Genomic DNA, 17,972 nt, shown 5'->3' with positions numbered 1-17,972 from the left:
GCGATCGCTAAACTGATCTAAAATTGACATTGACAATTAGAGAAGTAAATTATATAATGACGACCCTCAAAGCCTCTGAGGAGGGATTAGTAAAAATTAAGCAAGCTAGAAGAGAAAGGGGCTCGACAATAGAAGACCCCAAATGGTTAGTAGAAGCTAGTCAAAAATTAGAACCCGATCGAACTTGGACAGAGGCAGGCCCTTATGCCGATGGTCTGTCGCTGCCAACTTGGAGGCGTTTTTTACGAGGACAAGAACCCATTAAAGCCAATGCTTTCAAGGCTTTCTGCACGGTTTTGCAGTTGAATTGGGAAGAAATTGTCGATCGTCCTCCACCAGAAAATACGCAGCCATCGAATTTAGACATTGATTCGGTAGTGGAAGAGATCCGGCAAAAATGCCACAGCAAAATCCAACAGCTTTACAGCAAAATGCAACTGTTAGATATTGCACAGCCCGTTGATGTCAGCAAGCTCTACGTTGAAGTCAACATTTTGGAGGAAATTACCAGTTGGCAGCCGGGAGAAATTCGCGATTTATTGAGAGACTTCAACCCAGATGCGGATAACTTTAACCGCTTAGGATTGGGTAAAGTACGCCAGAAACGAGTCCCTGGATTGGATGCAGTGAAATCTCACTCTAAATTGATGGTACTCGGCAAACCTGGTTCCGGTAAAACTACCTTTTTAAAACACATTGCCATTGAGTGCGATCGATCAGAATTTGAAGCAAACAAAATACCGATTTTTATACCTCTAAAAACCTTTGCTGAAATCGCTAATCTTGACTTATTAGAATATATCAGCGATGAATTTGCCAGTTGCGGAGTTGAGGCGCGATCGCAAACTGAATCTGTACTTAGTCAAGGCAGATGTTTAATTTTATTGGACGGCTTAGATGAAGTGCCAGAATCAGATAGCGAGGCAGTCGTCAGACAGATTCGTCAGTTTGTCAAAAAGTATTACAACAATCAGTTTATTATTACCTGTCGAATTGCCGCTGCTAAGTACCGATTTCACGACGAAGCCTTTACCTGTGTTGAGGTAGCGGATTTTAATTGCGAGCAAACCGCTGCCTTTGCTAAAAATTGGTTTGCAGCATTTTCCCAGAATCTTGAGGCAGGGAAAGCTTTAGCCTCTCAATTTGTAGAGACGCTGACACTGCAAAAAAATCAGCAAATTCGAGAACTAGCAGTAACGCCAATTTTGCTTAATCTGACTTGTTTGGTATTCCAAGCCAAAGCAGATTTTCCATCCAACCGAGCCAAGTTGTATGAGGAAGGAATGGAAATTATGCTCAGAAAATGGGATGAGACTAGAGGCATTCAACGGGATGAAGTTTATCGAGATTTAAATTTTTCCCGCAAACAACATTTACTTGCTTTTGTGGCAGCTATTACTTTTGAGCAGGGCGATTATTTTTTTGAAAAAAATACTGTTCAGCAATTGATTGCCGACTATCTGGCTCACTTACCCGATGCCACAACTGACCGCGTTCAGTTAGAAATGGATAGTGAGGTTGTCCTGAAGGCGATCGAGGCACAACATGGATTATTAGTGGAGAGGGCAAGAGGGATTTATTCGTTTTCTCATCTAACATTCCAAGAGTATTTCACTGCTAGACAAATTGTTAAAAATTCCGCTCCCCAAGCTTTGGAAAAACTGGTCAGCAACCTGACAGAGAAGCGTTGGCGAGAAGTATTGTTCTTAGCAGTTGGAATGTTGCCAAAAGCTGATGACTTGTTACTGTCAATGAAACAGCAAGTTGATGGACTGGTCGCTGAGGACGAGCAGTTGCAGCAGTTCCTCCTGTGGGTAAGAAATAAATCTTTTTCCATTAAGGCTCCCTATAAACCATCAGCTATCCGCGCTTTTTATCTGGGTCGAGAGGTAGAGCGCGTTAGTAACCCTGGTTCTAACTTGAATTTTGACTTAAATTTGATCCGTATTCTTGGTTATGCCATTGACCATACCTTTAAACCACCCCTTGAACTTTTTTTCTTGGACTTTACTTCTTATTATGACAATGAACGTGACTCTGGCTTGGCTACTGAACGCCACTCTGACTTGGCGACTGATATTGTTCTTGATGTTGCAATGTTTTATGCAATTGACCTTAATATTCCCTATACTTATGCTGCTGCATCAGGTCGCAATCTCCTCTCTATCCTCGCCTTTACTCTCAATTTAAATCTGGAACCAGAATTGAAGCAATCTCTGCAAAAACTCAGAAACCAACTATATGATTCAGCATATATAAACAGAATACAGGAGTGGTGGAGAAGCGAGCGGGAGTGGTGGAATGCTAAAGGTCAAGATTGGACTCAGCAATTAATAAATCTGATGATTAAGTATCGCAATATAGGTCACGATTGGCACTTCAGCCAAGAGCAAAAGTCATTGCTGAGAAAGTATTACGATGCTAATAAATTGCTGGTAGAGTGCCTGAATAGCGGTTGTAATGTATCTCCTGCTGTGCGGCAGGAAATTGAGGAGACATTGCTGTTGCCGATCGCAAATCTGCAAAAAACCGATGACAAGTGCGATCGCCCGCTCTAATTCCACTCGCTACCTACTCCGATATCAAGATGCGATCGCCCCACAATTCGTCATTCAAAGCCGGCGAAGTGTCAAAGGATCTATCCACGTTGAAAAACTGGGAAAAATGGCAAAAGCCCCCTTTTTTAGGGAGCTTAGCAACTTCAGTTATGCTCAAAACAGAAATCCTACTGCGCCTTTGGCAATGACTTTTGAGGGGTTGCTACACCAACTTTGGGAATATCCATGATCGGTGCATTCACCCCAAGCATCAAATCGTTGGGATTAACCATCTCCACCAAAGGCTCGTTTAAAGCCATAATCAAACCGTCTGATTCAGCAGGAACGGGCGATCGAGCAAACTGAGGAGCAAACAATTGGCGATCGCCAACGACACCAGACACCACCGCAATCAACAAAGCTGCGATCGCACCTCCACCCAAAATCCAAGTTTGTTTCGGCTTGCGTTCCACCCGCTGCAAAACCTTCGCCGCCAACTCCTCGGCAGATTGTTCCGAAGCAGGCACCGGCAGTGCCTGAAAACTCTGCTGCATCATCAGCAGTCGCGAGTACAAACGCTTCGTAGTGGGGTCATTTGTCAGCCACTCCTCAACTTGCCGGCGTTCTGTCGCCGTCACTTCACCGTCGAGGTAGGCACTTAGCAATTCAAAGCGATCGCGCATCATAGTAGTTACATTGCCCTGGGCATAATTGTTGTTAACTTGAGTTTCAGCGAGTGAATCCCCGACACCTTGCTGATTCTGATTTTTATCGAATTCACAGTTACTATTCATAATTTCAGACTTGCTCTAATTGGGGAATCACGCACTCGCTATTTGAAGGATTTACTGCTTATTTATATTTTAAAAGAGAAGTTTTGATGTCACAGCAAACATCACCAAATCTTCTTAACCCGCCTCTGAAAATACTTTTGCTAATTACCATCGAGATATTTTTGCAATTCCAACTGCAATCTTTGGCGAGCTCTAGCAATTCTCGACTTGACAGTTCCCAGAGAAACTCCGGTCATTTCGGCTATTTCCTCATAGGCTAAACCTTCTATTTCTCTCAAAACAATTGTTGTGCGGAATACTTCCGGCAAATCTGCGATCGCCACCCGCAACTGGTCGTAAAATTCTCTAGTCGTCAAATCTTCATCAGGCCCCGGACTGTCTGCCGGAATTTCCCAATCAACCTCGCCATCTTCCAGAGTACGGGGTACGTCGAGCGACAGCGGAGTTCGCACCCGCTTGCGCTTCCGCAACTCATCGTAAAACAAATTAGTGGCGATGCGGCTGAGCCAGCCCCGAAATTTAACAGGCTCTTGCAAACGGTTAATATTGCGGTAGACCCGAATCCACACTTCCTGAGCCAAGTCTGCTCGGTCTTGCCAGTCAGGGGCCAAGTGATAAAGAACCCTGTCTACGTGGGACTGATACCGCTTCAACAGTTCTGAAAAGGCCGTGGTCTCAGGTCGATTTCCTTCCTGACACCGCAACACCAAGTCATAATTAGAGAGTTTTTCGGCTGGCAATTGCACTCTTTGAACGGTCGCCACAACCGCAGACCAGGACACGGAAATAAAGTCGCTCATCGGTGGAATTGGCTCATCGAACATTCCACACTTTTTGACGCTAGCAGATCCCTATTGGTTCCCGCGCTCGGAAACTGCGATCGGCTTGAGTCATCAAACAGTCAATGACTGCTAACTGCTTACTAATGCCCGACAACCTCGCACGCTCCTATACTAACCCAACTGCTAGAACCGTCAGCCCAATGTTCCTTTTTCCAAATCGGTACATTGTGTTTGAGCGTATCTATGGCGTACTGGCAAGCTGCAAAGGCCTCCCCCCGGTGGGGACAGCCAACAGCCACCAGTACGCTGATTTCGCCCACCTGCAAGTGTCCGACGCGGTGGTGAATAGCGACCCGATTGACATCGGCCCACTGGCGGCGGATTTCAGTAGCAATTTGCTGGAATACTCGCACAGCCATAGGTTCGTAGGCTTGATATTCTAGGGAAACTACAGCTTGACCGTCAGTTTGGTTGCGGACTGTACCGCTCATCATTACCACGGCTCCGTTCGCGGGGTCATCTGCCAAAGCATATATTTCCTCTACAGACAAGGGCGCTAAGGTAATGGCGAAGCTGTCTGATTCATGCCGTTGAGGAATTGTGCCGATCGAAAGTGCAGCGCTAGAGTTCATTGCCAAAGAAGTGGTGCTGGATATGTTAATTGATCTTGACACAAATCAAGTGGCGATCGATTGATCTTGCATCCTTGTCAAGGAGACGGGGTGGCTAATCTTGAGGCTAATCTCGTAGCACGGGCCAGGGCCCGATGCCATCTTCCCGAACTTCTGCACCAGTGCGATCGGCTACACTATGACTGGCCCGAAGCAAATTAAGATTGTGCTTGAAGACGAGCGGGATGCTTGTTCGATCGAATTAACTGCCGATATTGCTGTAGCAATTCAATAAATCCGCACCAAAATAAGTAGTGTCATTCGCAACTCAGTACAAGCAATTTCCAACCCCAATCGATAACTTCGTTCCCTTTTGAATGACACAGTTAAGTTTAATTCTGCCGGGAGTTCTGATCCGCGTCTGCAAAATTTTTAGCAGCCGATGTAAACTTTATTTATTTTTTTGTTCCGGAAAGCTACATCAATGACATGATATACCTGTGCAGGGTTCAGGAACATTAGCCAATACTCGGCAACAGCAAGACCTTAACGCCCTTTTGTGGCTTTTATGAAACATAAGTTAATAATTTGGGCTGTTAATTGAGGTTTTGACCTGAGTCTGCACCAAGAAAGGTTAACAACAATCACGAGGAAACTATGGAAGCACTAGCATTGAGCCACTCTTTTGTTGCTTATGAATCTCCAGAGTCCGAACTCCAGGTCAAGTCGTTAGACCAACTGGGCTTGAAAATTCCTAATTCTGCATGGATAGGCGTTGCAGGTATGGCAGTAGCCCTATCTGTTCTGAGTGTCGGTGGCGAAGCCCAAGCAGGTTGCTACCGCAAACACTGTGGCCATCGCGCTCATCACAGCCGTCACAGCTACGCCGAAGTTGCAACCAACGGCGGCCGACTGAATATCCGCCACCGCCCCGATGGCTGTTCTCATGTCATCGGCAAGTTATACAATGGAGACAATGTGAAATTGACCGGGCGTTACAGATACGGCTGGGCCCAACTCAAAGGTGGCGGCTGGGTGAAAGCCTCGTGGCTTTCCTAACTCTTAACTAGAGCACTTTACATTTCTAGAAAGAGTGTTGATCGTTACCCGGCAAAACCGGGTAACGATTATTTTAAAGAGGCGATCGATCCTGAAAATCATGGAATATCCGAAATTCATGACTAACAACTAACAGCCTAAACTTTACCGCCGCCGATTAGATAAAGTAATGCCATCCTCACCGCCACGCCGCTGGTAACTTGCTGAGAAATCAGGCTAAACTGGGCATCGTCCATCAAGTCTGAACTAATTTCCACGCCACGGTTAACTGGGCCAGGGTGCAACACCTTCACATCCGGCTTGCAGAGTTTGAGCCGATCGCGCGTAATCCCGTACAAAGAATGGTACTCTCGTAAACTCGGCAGCAAATGGTCGCTCATCCGTTCCTTTTGCAGCCGCAAAGTCATCACAAAATCAGCATCGGCCAAAGCAGGTTCCAGATGCCAGTGCAAAAATAACTTGCCTTCCCTACCATCGCCACACTCAGCAAACAACAGCGGTAGCAAAGTTGGCGGCCCGGCCAAATGAACCTCTGCCCCAGAAGCCGTTAAACTCCAAATATTAGACCTAGCAACCCGCGAATGCAAGATATCCCCCACCACAGCAATTTTTTTGCCCGCTAAAAGTTCCAGCCGCGGACGTTCGGTATCTAACAGAGCACAAATAGTAAATAAGTCTAGCAAACCTTGCGATGGGTGTTCGTGCTGGCCGTCTCCTGCATTGAGAACGCTGACTCTCGAACCCAAGCGATCCATTTCCGAAGCAATCGTGCTGGGAACTCCAGCTTGTTCGTGCCGGATTACCATCAAATCCGTTCCCATCGCCAGATAAGTCTTAGCCGTATCCAGAATAGTCTCCCCCTTCGTTAGAGAAGAACTTCCCGGCGTAAAATTTAGCGTATCCGCCGACAGCCGCTTCGCCGCCAACTCAAAACTATTGCGAGTCCGGGTAGAAGGTTCAAAAAATAAATTCGCGACCACTTGACCCTGCAGGGCCGGCACTTTCTTCGTGCGGCGGCCGAGCACCTCCCGAAAACTGGCTGCAGTTTGCAGCACCGTATCGTATTCGTCCGAGGTAAAATCAGCCAGAGTGAGAATGTGTCGCCTTGTCCAAGTCATACAATTTTAGATTTTAGATTTTAGATTTTAGATTTTAGATTGACTCAATCAGGACGGATGATGGGTTTGGAACTTGCTGGTACGCCCGCTCAGCAGTCGCCTTTGAATGTTTGATCGACATTTAGGGGTGGCGATCAACAGTATCCAACAATTTTCGATCGCTTTTGCGGTGAGTAGAGTTATAATCAGTTTATGTAGCTCAGACCCCACTCTCACAGCGAACCCAGCGTCGAAGGTGAAACAGGTGTGGTTTACCCGCAGGAAAGCGGAAATTACGCTTTAGCAGCGAAAGAGCAGTAGTTGCAGTTTCTCCTACGCAAACTCAGCCTTGTCAAGAACAACCCGAACGCAGCCCTTGCATCTACCACTATGTGGAAACAATCGAGGCGGCCAACCTTCCACTGTCAATCGACAGCATATAGCGGGACATTTTAAAGATGATTAATTCTTTGAAGTCGGTCTTGACTCTTCAGTCCTGCTTATAGCCCCTTGTCAAAACGAACTCTGTTAAGATACAAGTTGAATATGTAGCTTCCCGACAAAAATCTACACGTATCTTGGCGAGACTGTTCTTGGCGAAACTGCGGTAAAAAGTGAGAGCTGGGAAGTGGTAATTACACAAGATTTAAACAATTCAAGAGGTATTATGAGCCAGCAGGTTATACAGCCGATGGTTAAGTTCCAGCGTCAGGTGCATTCTCTCGTCACGTCTGACATTATCAAGCCGACAGACAGTATTTGGAAAATTGCTCTGCTTTACGGGGACGAATGGCCGTACTGGAAACAGCAATTGCTAGAGTTTGATTTTTCTATGCAAGACCCCGTGAGCGAGTTGATAGCTGTAGAAGCTTGGGACGAAGAATAACAGAGAAGACGGAGGACTGGGGTGTCGGAGAGAAATTTCGAGGCGATCGGGTAAATTTTCTTTCATAAATTTCCGTTGCTAACTTCTTCCCTCTTCCCTCTTCCCTTTGCCCTCTTCCTAATGACTTGTGACTTTTGACTTGTGACTTTTGACTTCTATTAAAAGGAAGCTGCTAAAGCTCGAGCTAATTGTTGAGCAGTTTGAAAGCGATCCCCAGGCTTAGCTGCCGTGGTTCGTAAAATTGTCTCCCGCAGTTTGGGGGCGATCGTCGGAATATTTTCGAGCTTAAACCCGTAACCTCCAGCTATTTTCCCGTAAAAGTTTTGAGGGCTTTGGGCCGTCAGCAAAAAAATCAAAGTAGGCCCAATAGCATATAAATCCGACTGAGGGAGAGGTTGTCCCCGGTCTTGTTCTGGTGCGGTGTAGCCTTCAACGCCGATGCGAGTCCCTGGAGGAGTGCCGATTTCTTTAACAGCACCAAAATCCAGCACTGTAATGCAATTGTCGCGGTGGCGCACCAGCAAATTAGCAGGTTTAATATCCCGGTGGACGATCGGGGGTTTTTGAGAGTGAATGTAGTCCAAAACTTCACAGGTTTGGATCATCCACTCTATTGCTTGTTGGGGAGCAACAGGCCCGCGGTTGTAGATGCGTTTTTCTAAATCCTCGCCGTGGAGCATTTCCATCACCAAGTATTTTTTGCCCCCTTCCACAAAAAAGTCAAAAAACTGAGGAATTCCCGGATGGTGGAGGGCCTTGAGAGTTTTAGCTTCACGTTCAAACAGTTCTTGAGCTTTGACTATTTGAGCCATATCAGCATTCATTTCCTTGAGGACTACCAGAGAATCTGCGGGGGAACTTCCGGGTTGTTGAGCTTTCGCTTTATCTCGATCCCAGGCTAAAGTCGTTGTTCCCATACCGCCTTGGCCCAAAGTTCTCAGCACTTGGTAGTGTCGGACAGTGCGATCGACTTTAATCGGTTCGCCGCAGTGGATGCAGAATAAATTCCCCGGCGGGTTTCCCGCGTGGGTACACCTCGGTGCCACGAGATTGACGGTGGGGTTCGCCTCAATCTTGCCACCGACTTCAATAGTAACCACTTGGAAATGCAGAATTGGGCCGCCCCGCGCCAACTGGATCAGGGCACCGTCGGATATCCAACCCTGAGACATGAGAATACCGTTCACCAAAGTGCCATTTGTCCCCGAATTGACTAAGTACCACTGGCTGGATCTCCCGCTATTAACTCTTTGCAATTCCAGATGCTGCCGTGACACTAGAGCATTGGGGATCACAACGTGATTGTCTGGAGAACGGCCGATGCGAATAATGGATTCGCTCTCGAAACTCCACTGTTGTAGGGGGGTCTGTGTTTCTGGATCTAAAAGAGTCAGCAGCATTTTCGATTGATGTGGTTGAACTCCCTGATGTGGCAGTGAGAGTTGGCAGGAATTTACAGATTTGGGGCGTAGCGCTTTGAAAAATTAGAAGTTAAAAATTACTTATGAGCTTCACACGTTCGTTTCAGGAAAACTTTATAATATCCTGATTATGATTAAAGATTTCATAAACAATTAAGTTATAAATAGTTTTTTGGGAACAATTATTCATCAAATTTGTGAGGGGCTGATCGCTCCTCAAAACACAGTTGATCGATTTAACACTGGAAACTACAAAAAGTAGGTAAAAAATCGCTCAACTTTTACCTACATTTGCTGTAGCAGCAGGTTTTGATTTACCCCCACATCTATATGTAGGGCAGGGCGGACACTTCCTGCCTATGCCCAAATTGCCCCGAGAGCGATCGAGTATAAAACAGATTTCGCATCAGCCCGCCTGCTGGGTCACTTCATTTTAGTTGATTTTTTTTCATTAGACCAACTATTTTTGTAAGTGAAAGTTCTTTCAACTATGATGAATCCACTTCCTATCAAGCCACTTTTTCCGGTAGATTCCCTGAACAAATTCTCAAAATTAAAGCTACGGATAAATGGTTGGTAATTCACAGCTTTTCTGCAATCGTATGGGTCTGTAATCAGTTTGTTAACACTCAAACCGAAGCTGTTTTAACACCGGATACCTAAAAACAGAGCGAACACTAAAGCCTTGCCCGGAAACGGCAGAATCTGTTTTTTTTCTCTGCAACAGTTGCAGGTTTAACCCATGCCGTCACGGGGGAAAGCGCCACCTTTGAAAAAGTTGGCAGCATCCAAATTCTAAAATCGAAATGCGCCTACTTGCGCCCGAATGATAATTGCCGTGATATTGTCGTGACCGTTGCGTTTGTTGCCCAGTTCAATCAACTGGGCAACTCCCTGGTCGAGATCAGCTTGGGCATTGAACAGGGGTTCGAGAGTGTTCTGCCAGTGAGTTTCCAACAAATCATTATCTGTCAGGCCGTCGGAAGCCAAAATTAATAAGGTATCTTCGCACAAGTCTAAAAACTGCACGTCAGGCTTGAGAAAATTACTGTCTCGCGGGCCGAGGGCTTGAGTTAGTTGATAGGCGTCGGGACGGGCATAAGCAGTTTCCGGGTCAACCCCGCGCTTAATTTCGCGCTGACCTACTTCGTGGTCGGAGGTGATTTTTTCTAGGGTTTGTCCCTTTCTCAGTCGGTAGAGGCGGCTGTCGCCGACGTGGGCAACGGCAAATTGGGTGTCTTGAACTAAGACTGCGACTAGAGTTGTACCCATGCGGGCGCTGCCGGAGCGTCCGTCCTTTTGATTGATTTCAAAGATGGCTTTGTTGGCTAGCAGGACTCCCTCGCGGATGGTGTCTGCCGGAGGTAGTTGATTTTCCCAACGGGTTTGAAAGAATTCTCTGAGAGTTTCAGCGGCTAGTTGACTGGCTACTTCTCCGCTGTCGTGTCCGCCCATGCCGTCGCAGAGAATGTAAAGCCCTTTGGTTTGAAAGATGCGACCGAAGGAGCTTTCGAGTTTGTTGAGCTGAGTCCAGATGCTGAAGAAGTCTTCGTTGTGGTCGCGCGTGCGGCCAACATCGGTGAGGCCTGCGTCTTCTAAGCTGTAAATCTGGAGTGGCATCGGCTGGGTTAAGACCTCGCCAACGTCGGGGGGCGACTCGTCGGGGCCGCGGAAAGGCCGGCGCGTCGGGGTTGAGCTTGGTGAAGGTGCGGGTTGGAGTTCGAGGGGAACTGTTTCTAGGCGCGATCGCAATTCCTCGATTGTGTTAATCTCGCCTCTGTACATTTGTTGCAGCAGTTCGAGCAAAGCGCCAAACTGAGTGCGATGATCGGACTGGCTAAATATCACCTGCCACAATTGCCCCAAATCTACCAGTTGCAGGTTTGAGCCGGCGGGTTCGGGATAGAGGTATTGCAGCCGCAAAGAAGCCAAGGAAAAGGAAGAGTCGGGGTTGACTCGCAAATTTGTCAGTTCCAACAAGCTTTGCCGACAGCGCCACGGTTCTAGGGCAGCCCAGAGTTCTGTCATTTCGTGCAGCCAGTATAAAATTTGCTGGGTGGAAGTTTCGGGTTGACTCCAGCGTTCTACCAGCAGCGGCCATTGGGAGCAGTCTTCTAGCAGCAGGACTGCTTGTTCGTTGTCTGACCAGCTATCGTGAATTACTGGCAGGTTTTGAGAGAATTGCCACCGCAGTGCCAGATAAGGTTCAGCTATGCCTTGGCAAAGCTCTGCTAAGGCGGAATTGGTTGAATTTTCTCCGCCTTTGATTGCTGCGGTATAGGGGGATGTTCGTCTGGCGACGCTGGCAGAGTTGGCTGCTAGCATGGCTTTGAGGGGTGACATTTCCAGCGGCTGACAGTCCAATACTGTTACTGCTACTGTGTCTGAGCGTTTTCTCGGTGGCACGGTTTCTAGGAGTTGGTAGCGCTGCTGAGTGTCTAAATAAGCTCCGGCTGGCTGGGAAGGGATTAAATATTGTGAATTGGGGATGGGGACTTCTGGAGATGGAGGGGAGGTGTCAGCTATGTTTGGGCTGTGGGGGTTCTCGGTTGCTTCCTGGATTTGTTTAGGCTGTGGTGCGGTTGTAAAATTCTGCTCAGATGGGGTGATTTCGCGCTCTGGTGCTGTAGTAGAGCTTTTTTCTTTTGTTTGAAAGGATGCTGGTGCGATCGCCCCCACGGCTACCACAGCGTCTATTTCGGCGCTGCTGAATTCGGCGGCTTCGGCCAGTGGAGAAGTTGATTCGACTGCTGTTGGGGGTTCGGCTGGGGTGGTAATTTCTGTTTTAATGGCGTCTGTGATTGCTTCAGGAGAGTTTTGGGGCGATGCGATTTCTGGCACCATCTCTGGTTTTTGCAGAAACTCGGCTGGGGGTAGGGTGGATTCGTCTGCCTCGACTGCTGGAAAATTCGATCGACCGCAGATAATCGCCCGCCACACTTGACCTGTTGCGACGCCGCAATTCTGACATTCTTTGGCGCTAAAAGCGACTTGGGCACCGCATTCGTGGCAAGGTTTGTAAATTAGGGAATTTCCGCATTGTTGACAAAACTTGTTTGGATTGGGATTTTCAAATTGGCAGCGGGGACAGAGAAGCATAGGGGTTTTAAATTGGAGATGGGCGATCGAGTTTGGCGGTGGGGAGTGTTGGGTTTTGGGCTGTGAGTTAGGAGTTATGAGTTTTGGGCCTGACTCGCAACGGATAACTCGCATTGCCCTATGCCTTATTTTATCGGGATGAATTCAGAACTAAGATATTTCTTAGAACTGAGATGTGGCAGCCGTGTCAGGAATAGACCTCTTAAGCCAGACCCACAAAAATTTCTCTCGCTTCTGGGGTCCAAAAGCCAGCCCCACCAGTGGTAACAGCGTGTGTAACCCATAAGCAAAGTTATCTTATGAGTGGAACGGGCCGGAGAGCCGTTCTTAACAATGCTGCTAGATATCAGTTAGAAGGGATTTGCTGTAGAATCTTCTTGGAAAACGGTTTCTCGGGCGATCGACACAATGGTGGAGAGGGGTACTTCACAGAAATATTTCCGCCGGAATTGTTCTTCGGAGACTGCTGCTAGGAATTGCGCTGCAAAACGCGCGGCAATCGGGGAATTTGGCACTGAGAATTGAATGGATTGGCTATCTAATAAGGGTTTGGGCATTTGAGCGAGCGCGTCTTGCTGCTGTGGGGTTTCGGGTTGTCTGGCGATGTGGAAAGCTCGATCGCGGTAATGGATTTGGAAACCGAGATATGTTAAGGTTTTGAACCCTAGTTGCAGCGATGTGTCGCTGATGCCGAGTTTTTGGCGGAGTTGCTGTCTGGTGACGGGTTTGTTGGTGCGGCTGAGGTATTTGGCGATGCCGATTAGCTGTTGGCAGATTTGCTGTGGGGGTACGAGTGGGGGTAATGTATAGGCGATCGCGAGTTTTTTCTGAGTGTGCTGTGCTTGCCGAAACCAGATCCGCAGTTCGTCCCAGCTTGCGGGGCATTCTTTGAGGACGATCGAGTTTTCGCGATCGACCTTTTCGGAATTGTAAACTAGATTGTCGATCGGCATTGGAGATTCTAACTTTGTGCTGGCTGCTAATAACACTTCATCATTATTTCTATTGCGCCAGTCTACGATCCAATCTATTTTAGTCTGAGAATTTATTTGGCTGTCTTCCGTGCGTTCTTGCACTGATACGAGGCGCACTTCATACCGCGATTTGTAAGTATTAAAATCGAGTTCAACAGTGACATCGCAGCGGCATTGGGGAACTTCGTTTTGATTGTGTCCCCACCAAATGCCGGGAAATCCCGTATCGATCGATTCATCCCTAATTGTAAATTCTGTTTTGATATATTCTACTTTTTGCCCTTTCAAATCCTTAATTCTTTGATTCCAAAGATTCTCAAACCAGCAGTTTTCAATCAGCAATTTGGGTGCGGGGTTGCCCATGCCACAAGGTTCGAGCAATTTTAGTTCTTGAAATAAGTCCTTTCCTAATTCGGAGACAGTAATTTTTAGGTCGGCTTGAACGGGGGCGGCTGTTAAACTATCGGTGCTGTATTGTTGTCGCAGTTGCTGATTTACCGCATCTGTAAATAGGGGGATATTTTCAACTGGGAGACTCAATCCGGCGGCGAAAGGATGACCGCCAAATCTGTGCAATAAATGCGCTTGGTCTTTGACTAATTGGTAAAGGTCGATTTGATTGGCGGAACGGGCGGAACCCCTGGCAATTTTGGATTGGGAAAGTGTTGGTGATTCTGAATCTAATAAAGAGGTAAATTGTATTTCTGGGGAATTTTCATTAATTTTTTCGCTTCCTTCTGTGCTGAATAAAATCACCGGGCGGCCGTATTCTTGGGCGATTTGTCCCGCTACTAATCCTAATACTCCTACGGGCCATTGGGGGTCGCTGAGGACGATGACGCTAGTAGTTGAGAGGTCGAGTTTGGCTAATTTGGCGGCCGCATCTTTGGCAACATCTTTTTGTAAAGATTTGCGCCGGGAGTTGGCAATTTCGGTTAAATTTGCTAGTTCTTCGCAGCGTTTTTTGTCGCGGCTGGTGAGGAGTTCTACGCAGAAGCTGGCGTCGCCTTGAATGCGGCTGACGGCGTTGATTCGGGGGCCGAGACCGAAGGAAATGTCGGTTGGGCGATCGCCCGATCTTTTGCACAGTTCGAGCAATTTTGCAACTCCCGGGCGGGTGGGATTTGCGAGTTGTTTTTGCAGTTGTTCGATTCCGAGTTGTGCTAGGTAGCGGCTGTCTCCTGTAAGTTGGACTAAATCGGCAATTAAGCCGATCGCTACTAATTCTAATAAATCTGTGAGCGGGCGCTGCGGAATATCCGGTAATGTGTGATATAATGCTTCAACTAATTTGTAGGCTACTCCAACTCCTGAGAGGTTAAATAGTTGGTGGTTTGGGGGGAAGTAGCGGGGATTGATAATGGCTGTAGTTGGCGGGCGATCGTCCGGTAATGTATGATGGTCGGTGATAATTGTATCGATGTTTAAGGTGGTGGCATATTCGATTTCGGCGATGTTTGTACTGCCGGTATCGCAGGTAATAATTAAGCTAATTCCAGATTTTGCTAAGGCATCTATTCCCGCAATATTGAGTCCGTGAGATTCGGTTAAGCGGTTGGGAATGTAATAAATTAGTTGGTTGTTTTGAGCAAAAAATTCTCCCAGACCGTCCCAAAGTACGGAGGTTGAGGTAATGCCGTCAGCGTCGAAGTCTCCCCAAATTGCTACTTTTTCACCGCTGTTTCGTGCTTGCTGGATTCTTTCTATCGCCCAGTTCATTTCTAGTCCGAATTCAAAGGGACTTGCTGGCTGGTAAAGTTTGGGATTTAAGAAACCGGGTATTTGTTCTGGGTTTTGAATTCCTCTATACCACAGAAGTGCGGCGGCATAGTTTCCGGGGAGTTCTGGTGCGTGGTTCCTGACAGCTTCTATCAGCCAAGCTGGGGGTTGGGGTAAGGGTTGATTTTGCCAGTTGTGAGCGGTTTCTGTCATTCGATTTTAGATTTTAGATTTTTACCACAGATGAATCCGAGGGCTTTTTTGTATGTTAAATAAAACTTAAGCCCGTCACTCGTTCCCCGGCTCTGCCTGGGAACCCATTTCCAGAGGCTCTGCCTCGCTTACGATCGCGAAAATTGGAGGCAGAGCCTCCCTATATGCGTTACCAGGCAGAGCCTAGTAACGAGTAAAATTTGGGGGGTTTGTTGATATATTAAATAAATATTTCGTCGATTATAGCAAGATTTGGTAGCCAATCCGTGGGAGTTTCTGCCGGAAGATTTGGTGAGGAAGCTTGGGTGTCTGTTGTGCGGTTGCAGCGAGTGGCAAATTGACAGGAATCGCAAAGATTGGAACTAATTTCTACTTGGGGTAAGAATTCGCCGCCTTCGGTATAGCGCTGTCGCCAGTCGGTTAGCTGCTGCAATAGGTGGGTTAAATCTTGTTTTGTGCGATCGTGTTCTGTTTGGTTGTAATAAAATGTGAGTTTTTGCGGCGGTTCTTCTCCTTGCAATTGTACGAACCAGTATGTCATAGAAACTTGTTCGGGGGAATAGTCGCTGGTTTCTACTAAGACGTATAAATAGAGGCGAGTTTGCCAACTTTCGGCTATCCATTTTGATTTTTGAGGGCGGGGATAGGTTTTCCAGTCGAGAATTTTGGCGGCGTTTGGTTCGGCTATTAGCAAGTCATAGATAACGGTGAATAGGTAGTCTTGGAAAATTAGGGTGCGGGGGTGTTCGGCTTGGCGGAAAATTCGATCGCTATTTTCTGAATTGGCGAAAAGTTCGGGTGCGGTGTTGATAAATGCTGCCACACAGCGTCCCAGTTCGGGGTCTTGTTGGATGATAAATTCAATGGGAAGTCCGAGTTCTCGCTGCTGCATTAATAGATGAAAGTGGCTTCCCCAGGTGAGTTTTTCTTTGTGTTCTGGGGAGGCGGTGGTGGCTAGGAGTTCGAGGTAGCTGTGTTGGAATTTGCGGGGGCATTCTTCGAGAATTTTGAGTTGGGTTTGGGAGAGTCGGAGCATTTTTATTTAGGATATTACGGCTGGGATTTATGAGGGGATAATTTGAGCATTGCGTTTTTGGATGAGATTGCGAGCGCACTTCTGTTAGATTTTTTGGATGAACGCGCGCTCTTAGTTTACTCACTCAATACAGAAGAACTTTATTTTTTCACTTATGAGTCATATTGACGCTTAACAAAAACTCTAAAAAGTGAGGTATCAAAATTACATTTATTAGAATGTCCCGGTAACATTACTTTGATGGGAAGATGTCCCCGTGGAGATTTTCTGAGAGAGTATTTAATATCAGAGTAATATATCCAATCATCCTTCACGTACCAACCAACCTTCTCAGCAAACTTCGCTTCAAACTCATTATAGCCCGAAGAGATGTTATTGTTAGGTTTATTACCAACAATGCTTTCCCAAATCTGCTTTTGCACACTAAAACCAAAAAGTCCTTTGCTATGTTGTATCCAGAGCTTATCCATATAGTCAAGATCTTTAATCGGTAATCTTTCAATGTCGAAATCTGATAAGAATTTGTAAGAAAAGAGAGTATTCGTTGGGTCTTTACCTAAGATTTGTAGTATAAGGTTCTCAGTTTCTTCATCAGCTTTCCTCCATTCTTTAGCTTCGAGCAAGCTCTCTAATTTAGAATACTTTCCTCCGACCACGGAGGTGGATTTAGCAGACGAACTATATTGAGAAGCAGCCGCATATTTAATAACTTCTTTTGCTGCATCAGCTTCATTATTTATTCGATTAGACATATTATTTAAAGACTTTGCCCACTTAACCACTCTTTTTTTGACTTTCGGGTTACTGCGGGCTTTTTCTTCTAAATCTTGGGCTACTTGAGCCTCAGCTTTATCCGCACTATATCCCTGATTTTTAAGTTGCTCTACAACCTCGCGCAACTCTGCGACGACATCAGATAAGTCCTGATTGGTGTTAATGTAACAACCTTGTATTTCTATATAGTCTCCCTGGATATAGTCGCCATAAATAGATTGATTATAATTACCACCCCCTGTGTAAATATTGCAATCTCTATTTTGGGTATTGTCTTCTAAGTTAGTTCTTGATTCTTGTGGAGTATTAACGCCTAAATCCCATAACAATTTAGAAGCTCCGAATATTACAACGCTAACTATCAACCTAGTTAGATTCAGAACGCCAGTGCCAACAATCGCAAAACTTATTAGTCCAACTAATACGCTAAAGAAGTAATATCGTTGCTTTTTACTTCCTGGTAGCCGAGATATTAAAATACTGAATTTCTTAAAGATTTGTCTTATTTTACCTATCATTAATTTAGCGAAATAAGCTATTCGGGATTATAATTTAACTTGTAGGGTGGGCATCCTGCACGCCCTACAAGAGTTTGAATAAGTCGGCCTCTCCAGATTAAATGCGCGACAGCTTATCTGTCTTTCAAAGAGGAATACCTAATGATCCTAGCGCTAGCTTGACTACCCCTACCACTGCTTCACCAATCAGACCATTGGCACTAGCATCAAGTACATACTGTCTCAACTTGAGTAACCTGCTTGTGGCTTGAGAATCATTATTAGCCTGAGACGCTAAGTCACTAGCGACTTTCTGCTGAGCATCCTGTGGAGTGTATCCCTGTGTTTGAAGTTGAATTAATGATTCTTGAATTTGAGCTGTTACTTCAGATAAGTCAATAGTCCGGACAGTTTTTAAGCAGCCAAAGTACCATAAGACAAGACTGAAGGAAGGTTAGGGTGATTTAAAATCA

12 protein-coding genes are annotated in these 17,972 nt (G+C 46.3%); 3 read left to right on the top strand and 9 right to left on the bottom strand.

Going from position 1 to position 17,972, the window contains the following annotated elements:
- Positions 1 to 56: 56 nt before the first annotated feature.
- Positions 57 to 2,558: an NACHT domain-containing NTPase gene (locus QUA77_RS11755; protein WP_333450242.1), complete on the top strand. Its 2,502-nt coding sequence runs from the start codon at positions 57 to 59 to the stop codon at positions 2,556 to 2,558.
- A gap of 167 nt (positions 2,559 to 2,725) precedes the next feature.
- Here QUA77_RS11755 and QUA77_RS11750 read toward each other — a convergent pair whose 3' ends face one another.
- The 3 genes from QUA77_RS11750 to QUA77_RS11740 all read right to left on the bottom strand — a co-directional run bounded on the left by QUA77_RS11750 (position 2,726) and on the right by QUA77_RS11740 (position 4,745).
- Positions 2,726 to 3,331 carry a zf-HC2 domain-containing protein gene (locus QUA77_RS11750; protein WP_333037018.1) on the bottom strand — a complete coding sequence of 202 codons (606 nt, stop codon included), beginning with the start codon at positions 3,329 to 3,331 and terminating at the stop codon, positions 2,726 to 2,728.
- Between the two features lie 140 nt (positions 3,332 to 3,471).
- On the bottom strand, positions 3,472 to 4,131 hold the full coding sequence (locus QUA77_RS11745; protein WP_041622468.1) for a sigma-70 family RNA polymerase sigma factor: 660 nt from the start codon (positions 4,129 to 4,131) through the stop codon (positions 3,472 to 3,474).
- A 122-nt stretch (positions 4,132 to 4,253) separates the two neighbouring features.
- Entirely contained in the window at positions 4,254 to 4,745 is a 492-nt protein-coding gene (locus QUA77_RS11740) for a molybdopterin synthase catalytic subunit (protein WP_190659969.1), read from the bottom strand.
- 636 nt (positions 4,746 to 5,381) lie between these two features.
- Here QUA77_RS11740 and QUA77_RS11735 point away from each other — a divergent pair.
- Positions 5,382 to 5,783: an SH3 domain-containing protein gene (locus QUA77_RS11735; protein ID WP_333037020.1), complete on the top strand. Its 402-nt coding sequence runs from the start codon at positions 5,382 to 5,384 to the stop codon at positions 5,781 to 5,783.
- A 137-nt stretch (positions 5,784 to 5,920) separates the two neighbouring features.
- Here the strand turns inward: QUA77_RS11735 and QUA77_RS11730 are convergent, their stop codons facing one another.
- Positions 5,921 to 6,901 (bottom strand): aspartate carbamoyltransferase catalytic subunit, encoded by a 981-nt coding sequence (locus QUA77_RS11730; protein ID WP_333140553.1) that lies wholly within the window; start codon positions 6,899 to 6,901, stop codon positions 5,921 to 5,923.
- Between the two features lie 646 nt (positions 6,902 to 7,547).
- On the opposite strand from QUA77_RS11730, the gene QUA77_RS11725 reads away from it, so the two are divergent.
- The gene (locus tag QUA77_RS11725) at positions 7,548 to 7,766 is read left to right on the top strand and encodes a DUF4327 family protein (protein ID WP_006631282.1); all 219 of its coding nucleotides are present in this window, start codon (positions 7,548 to 7,550) and stop codon (positions 7,764 to 7,766) included.
- Between the two features lie 158 nt (positions 7,767 to 7,924).
- On the opposite strand, the gene QUA77_RS11720 is transcribed toward QUA77_RS11725, so the two are convergent.
- The 5 genes from QUA77_RS11720 to QUA77_RS11700 form a co-directional block, all read right to left on the bottom strand.
- Positions 7,925 to 9,166 carry a protein kinase domain-containing protein gene (locus QUA77_RS11720; protein WP_333450241.1) on the bottom strand — a complete coding sequence of 414 codons (1,242 nt, stop codon included), beginning with the start codon at positions 9,164 to 9,166 and terminating at the stop codon, positions 7,925 to 7,927.
- 816 nt (positions 9,167 to 9,982) lie between these two features.
- A complete protein-coding gene (locus tag QUA77_RS11715) occupies positions 9,983 to 12,286 on the bottom strand; it encodes a serine/threonine phosphatase (protein ID WP_333450240.1) in 2,304 nt (767 codons plus the stop codon).
- Between the two features lie 350 nt (positions 12,287 to 12,636).
- A complete protein-coding gene (locus QUA77_RS11710) occupies positions 12,637 to 15,192 on the bottom strand; it encodes a DHH family phosphoesterase (RefSeq protein ID WP_333450239.1) in 2,556 nt (851 codons plus the stop codon).
- A gap of 220 nt (positions 15,193 to 15,412) precedes the next feature.
- The gene (locus tag QUA77_RS11705; protein ID WP_333450238.1) at positions 15,413 to 16,228 is read right to left on the bottom strand and encodes a PD-(D/E)XK nuclease family protein; all 816 of its coding nucleotides are present in this window, start codon (positions 16,226 to 16,228) and stop codon (positions 15,413 to 15,415) included.
- 152 nt (positions 16,229 to 16,380) lie between these two features.
- Positions 16,381 to 17,520 (bottom strand): GUN4 domain-containing protein, encoded by a 1,140-nt coding sequence (locus QUA77_RS11700; RefSeq protein ID WP_333450237.1) that lies wholly within the window; start codon positions 17,518 to 17,520, stop codon positions 16,381 to 16,383.
- Positions 17,521 to 17,972 lie beyond the last annotated feature (452 nt).

Origin of the sequence: Microcoleus sp. K5-D4, from assembly GCF_036704575.1 — a bacterium.
Taxonomy (GTDB): Bacteria; Cyanobacteriota; Cyanobacteriia; order Cyanobacteriales; family Microcoleaceae; genus Microcoleus.
Note: the sequence above shows the minus strand (reverse complement) of the source record. Positions and strands in the feature narration are given on the sequence as shown.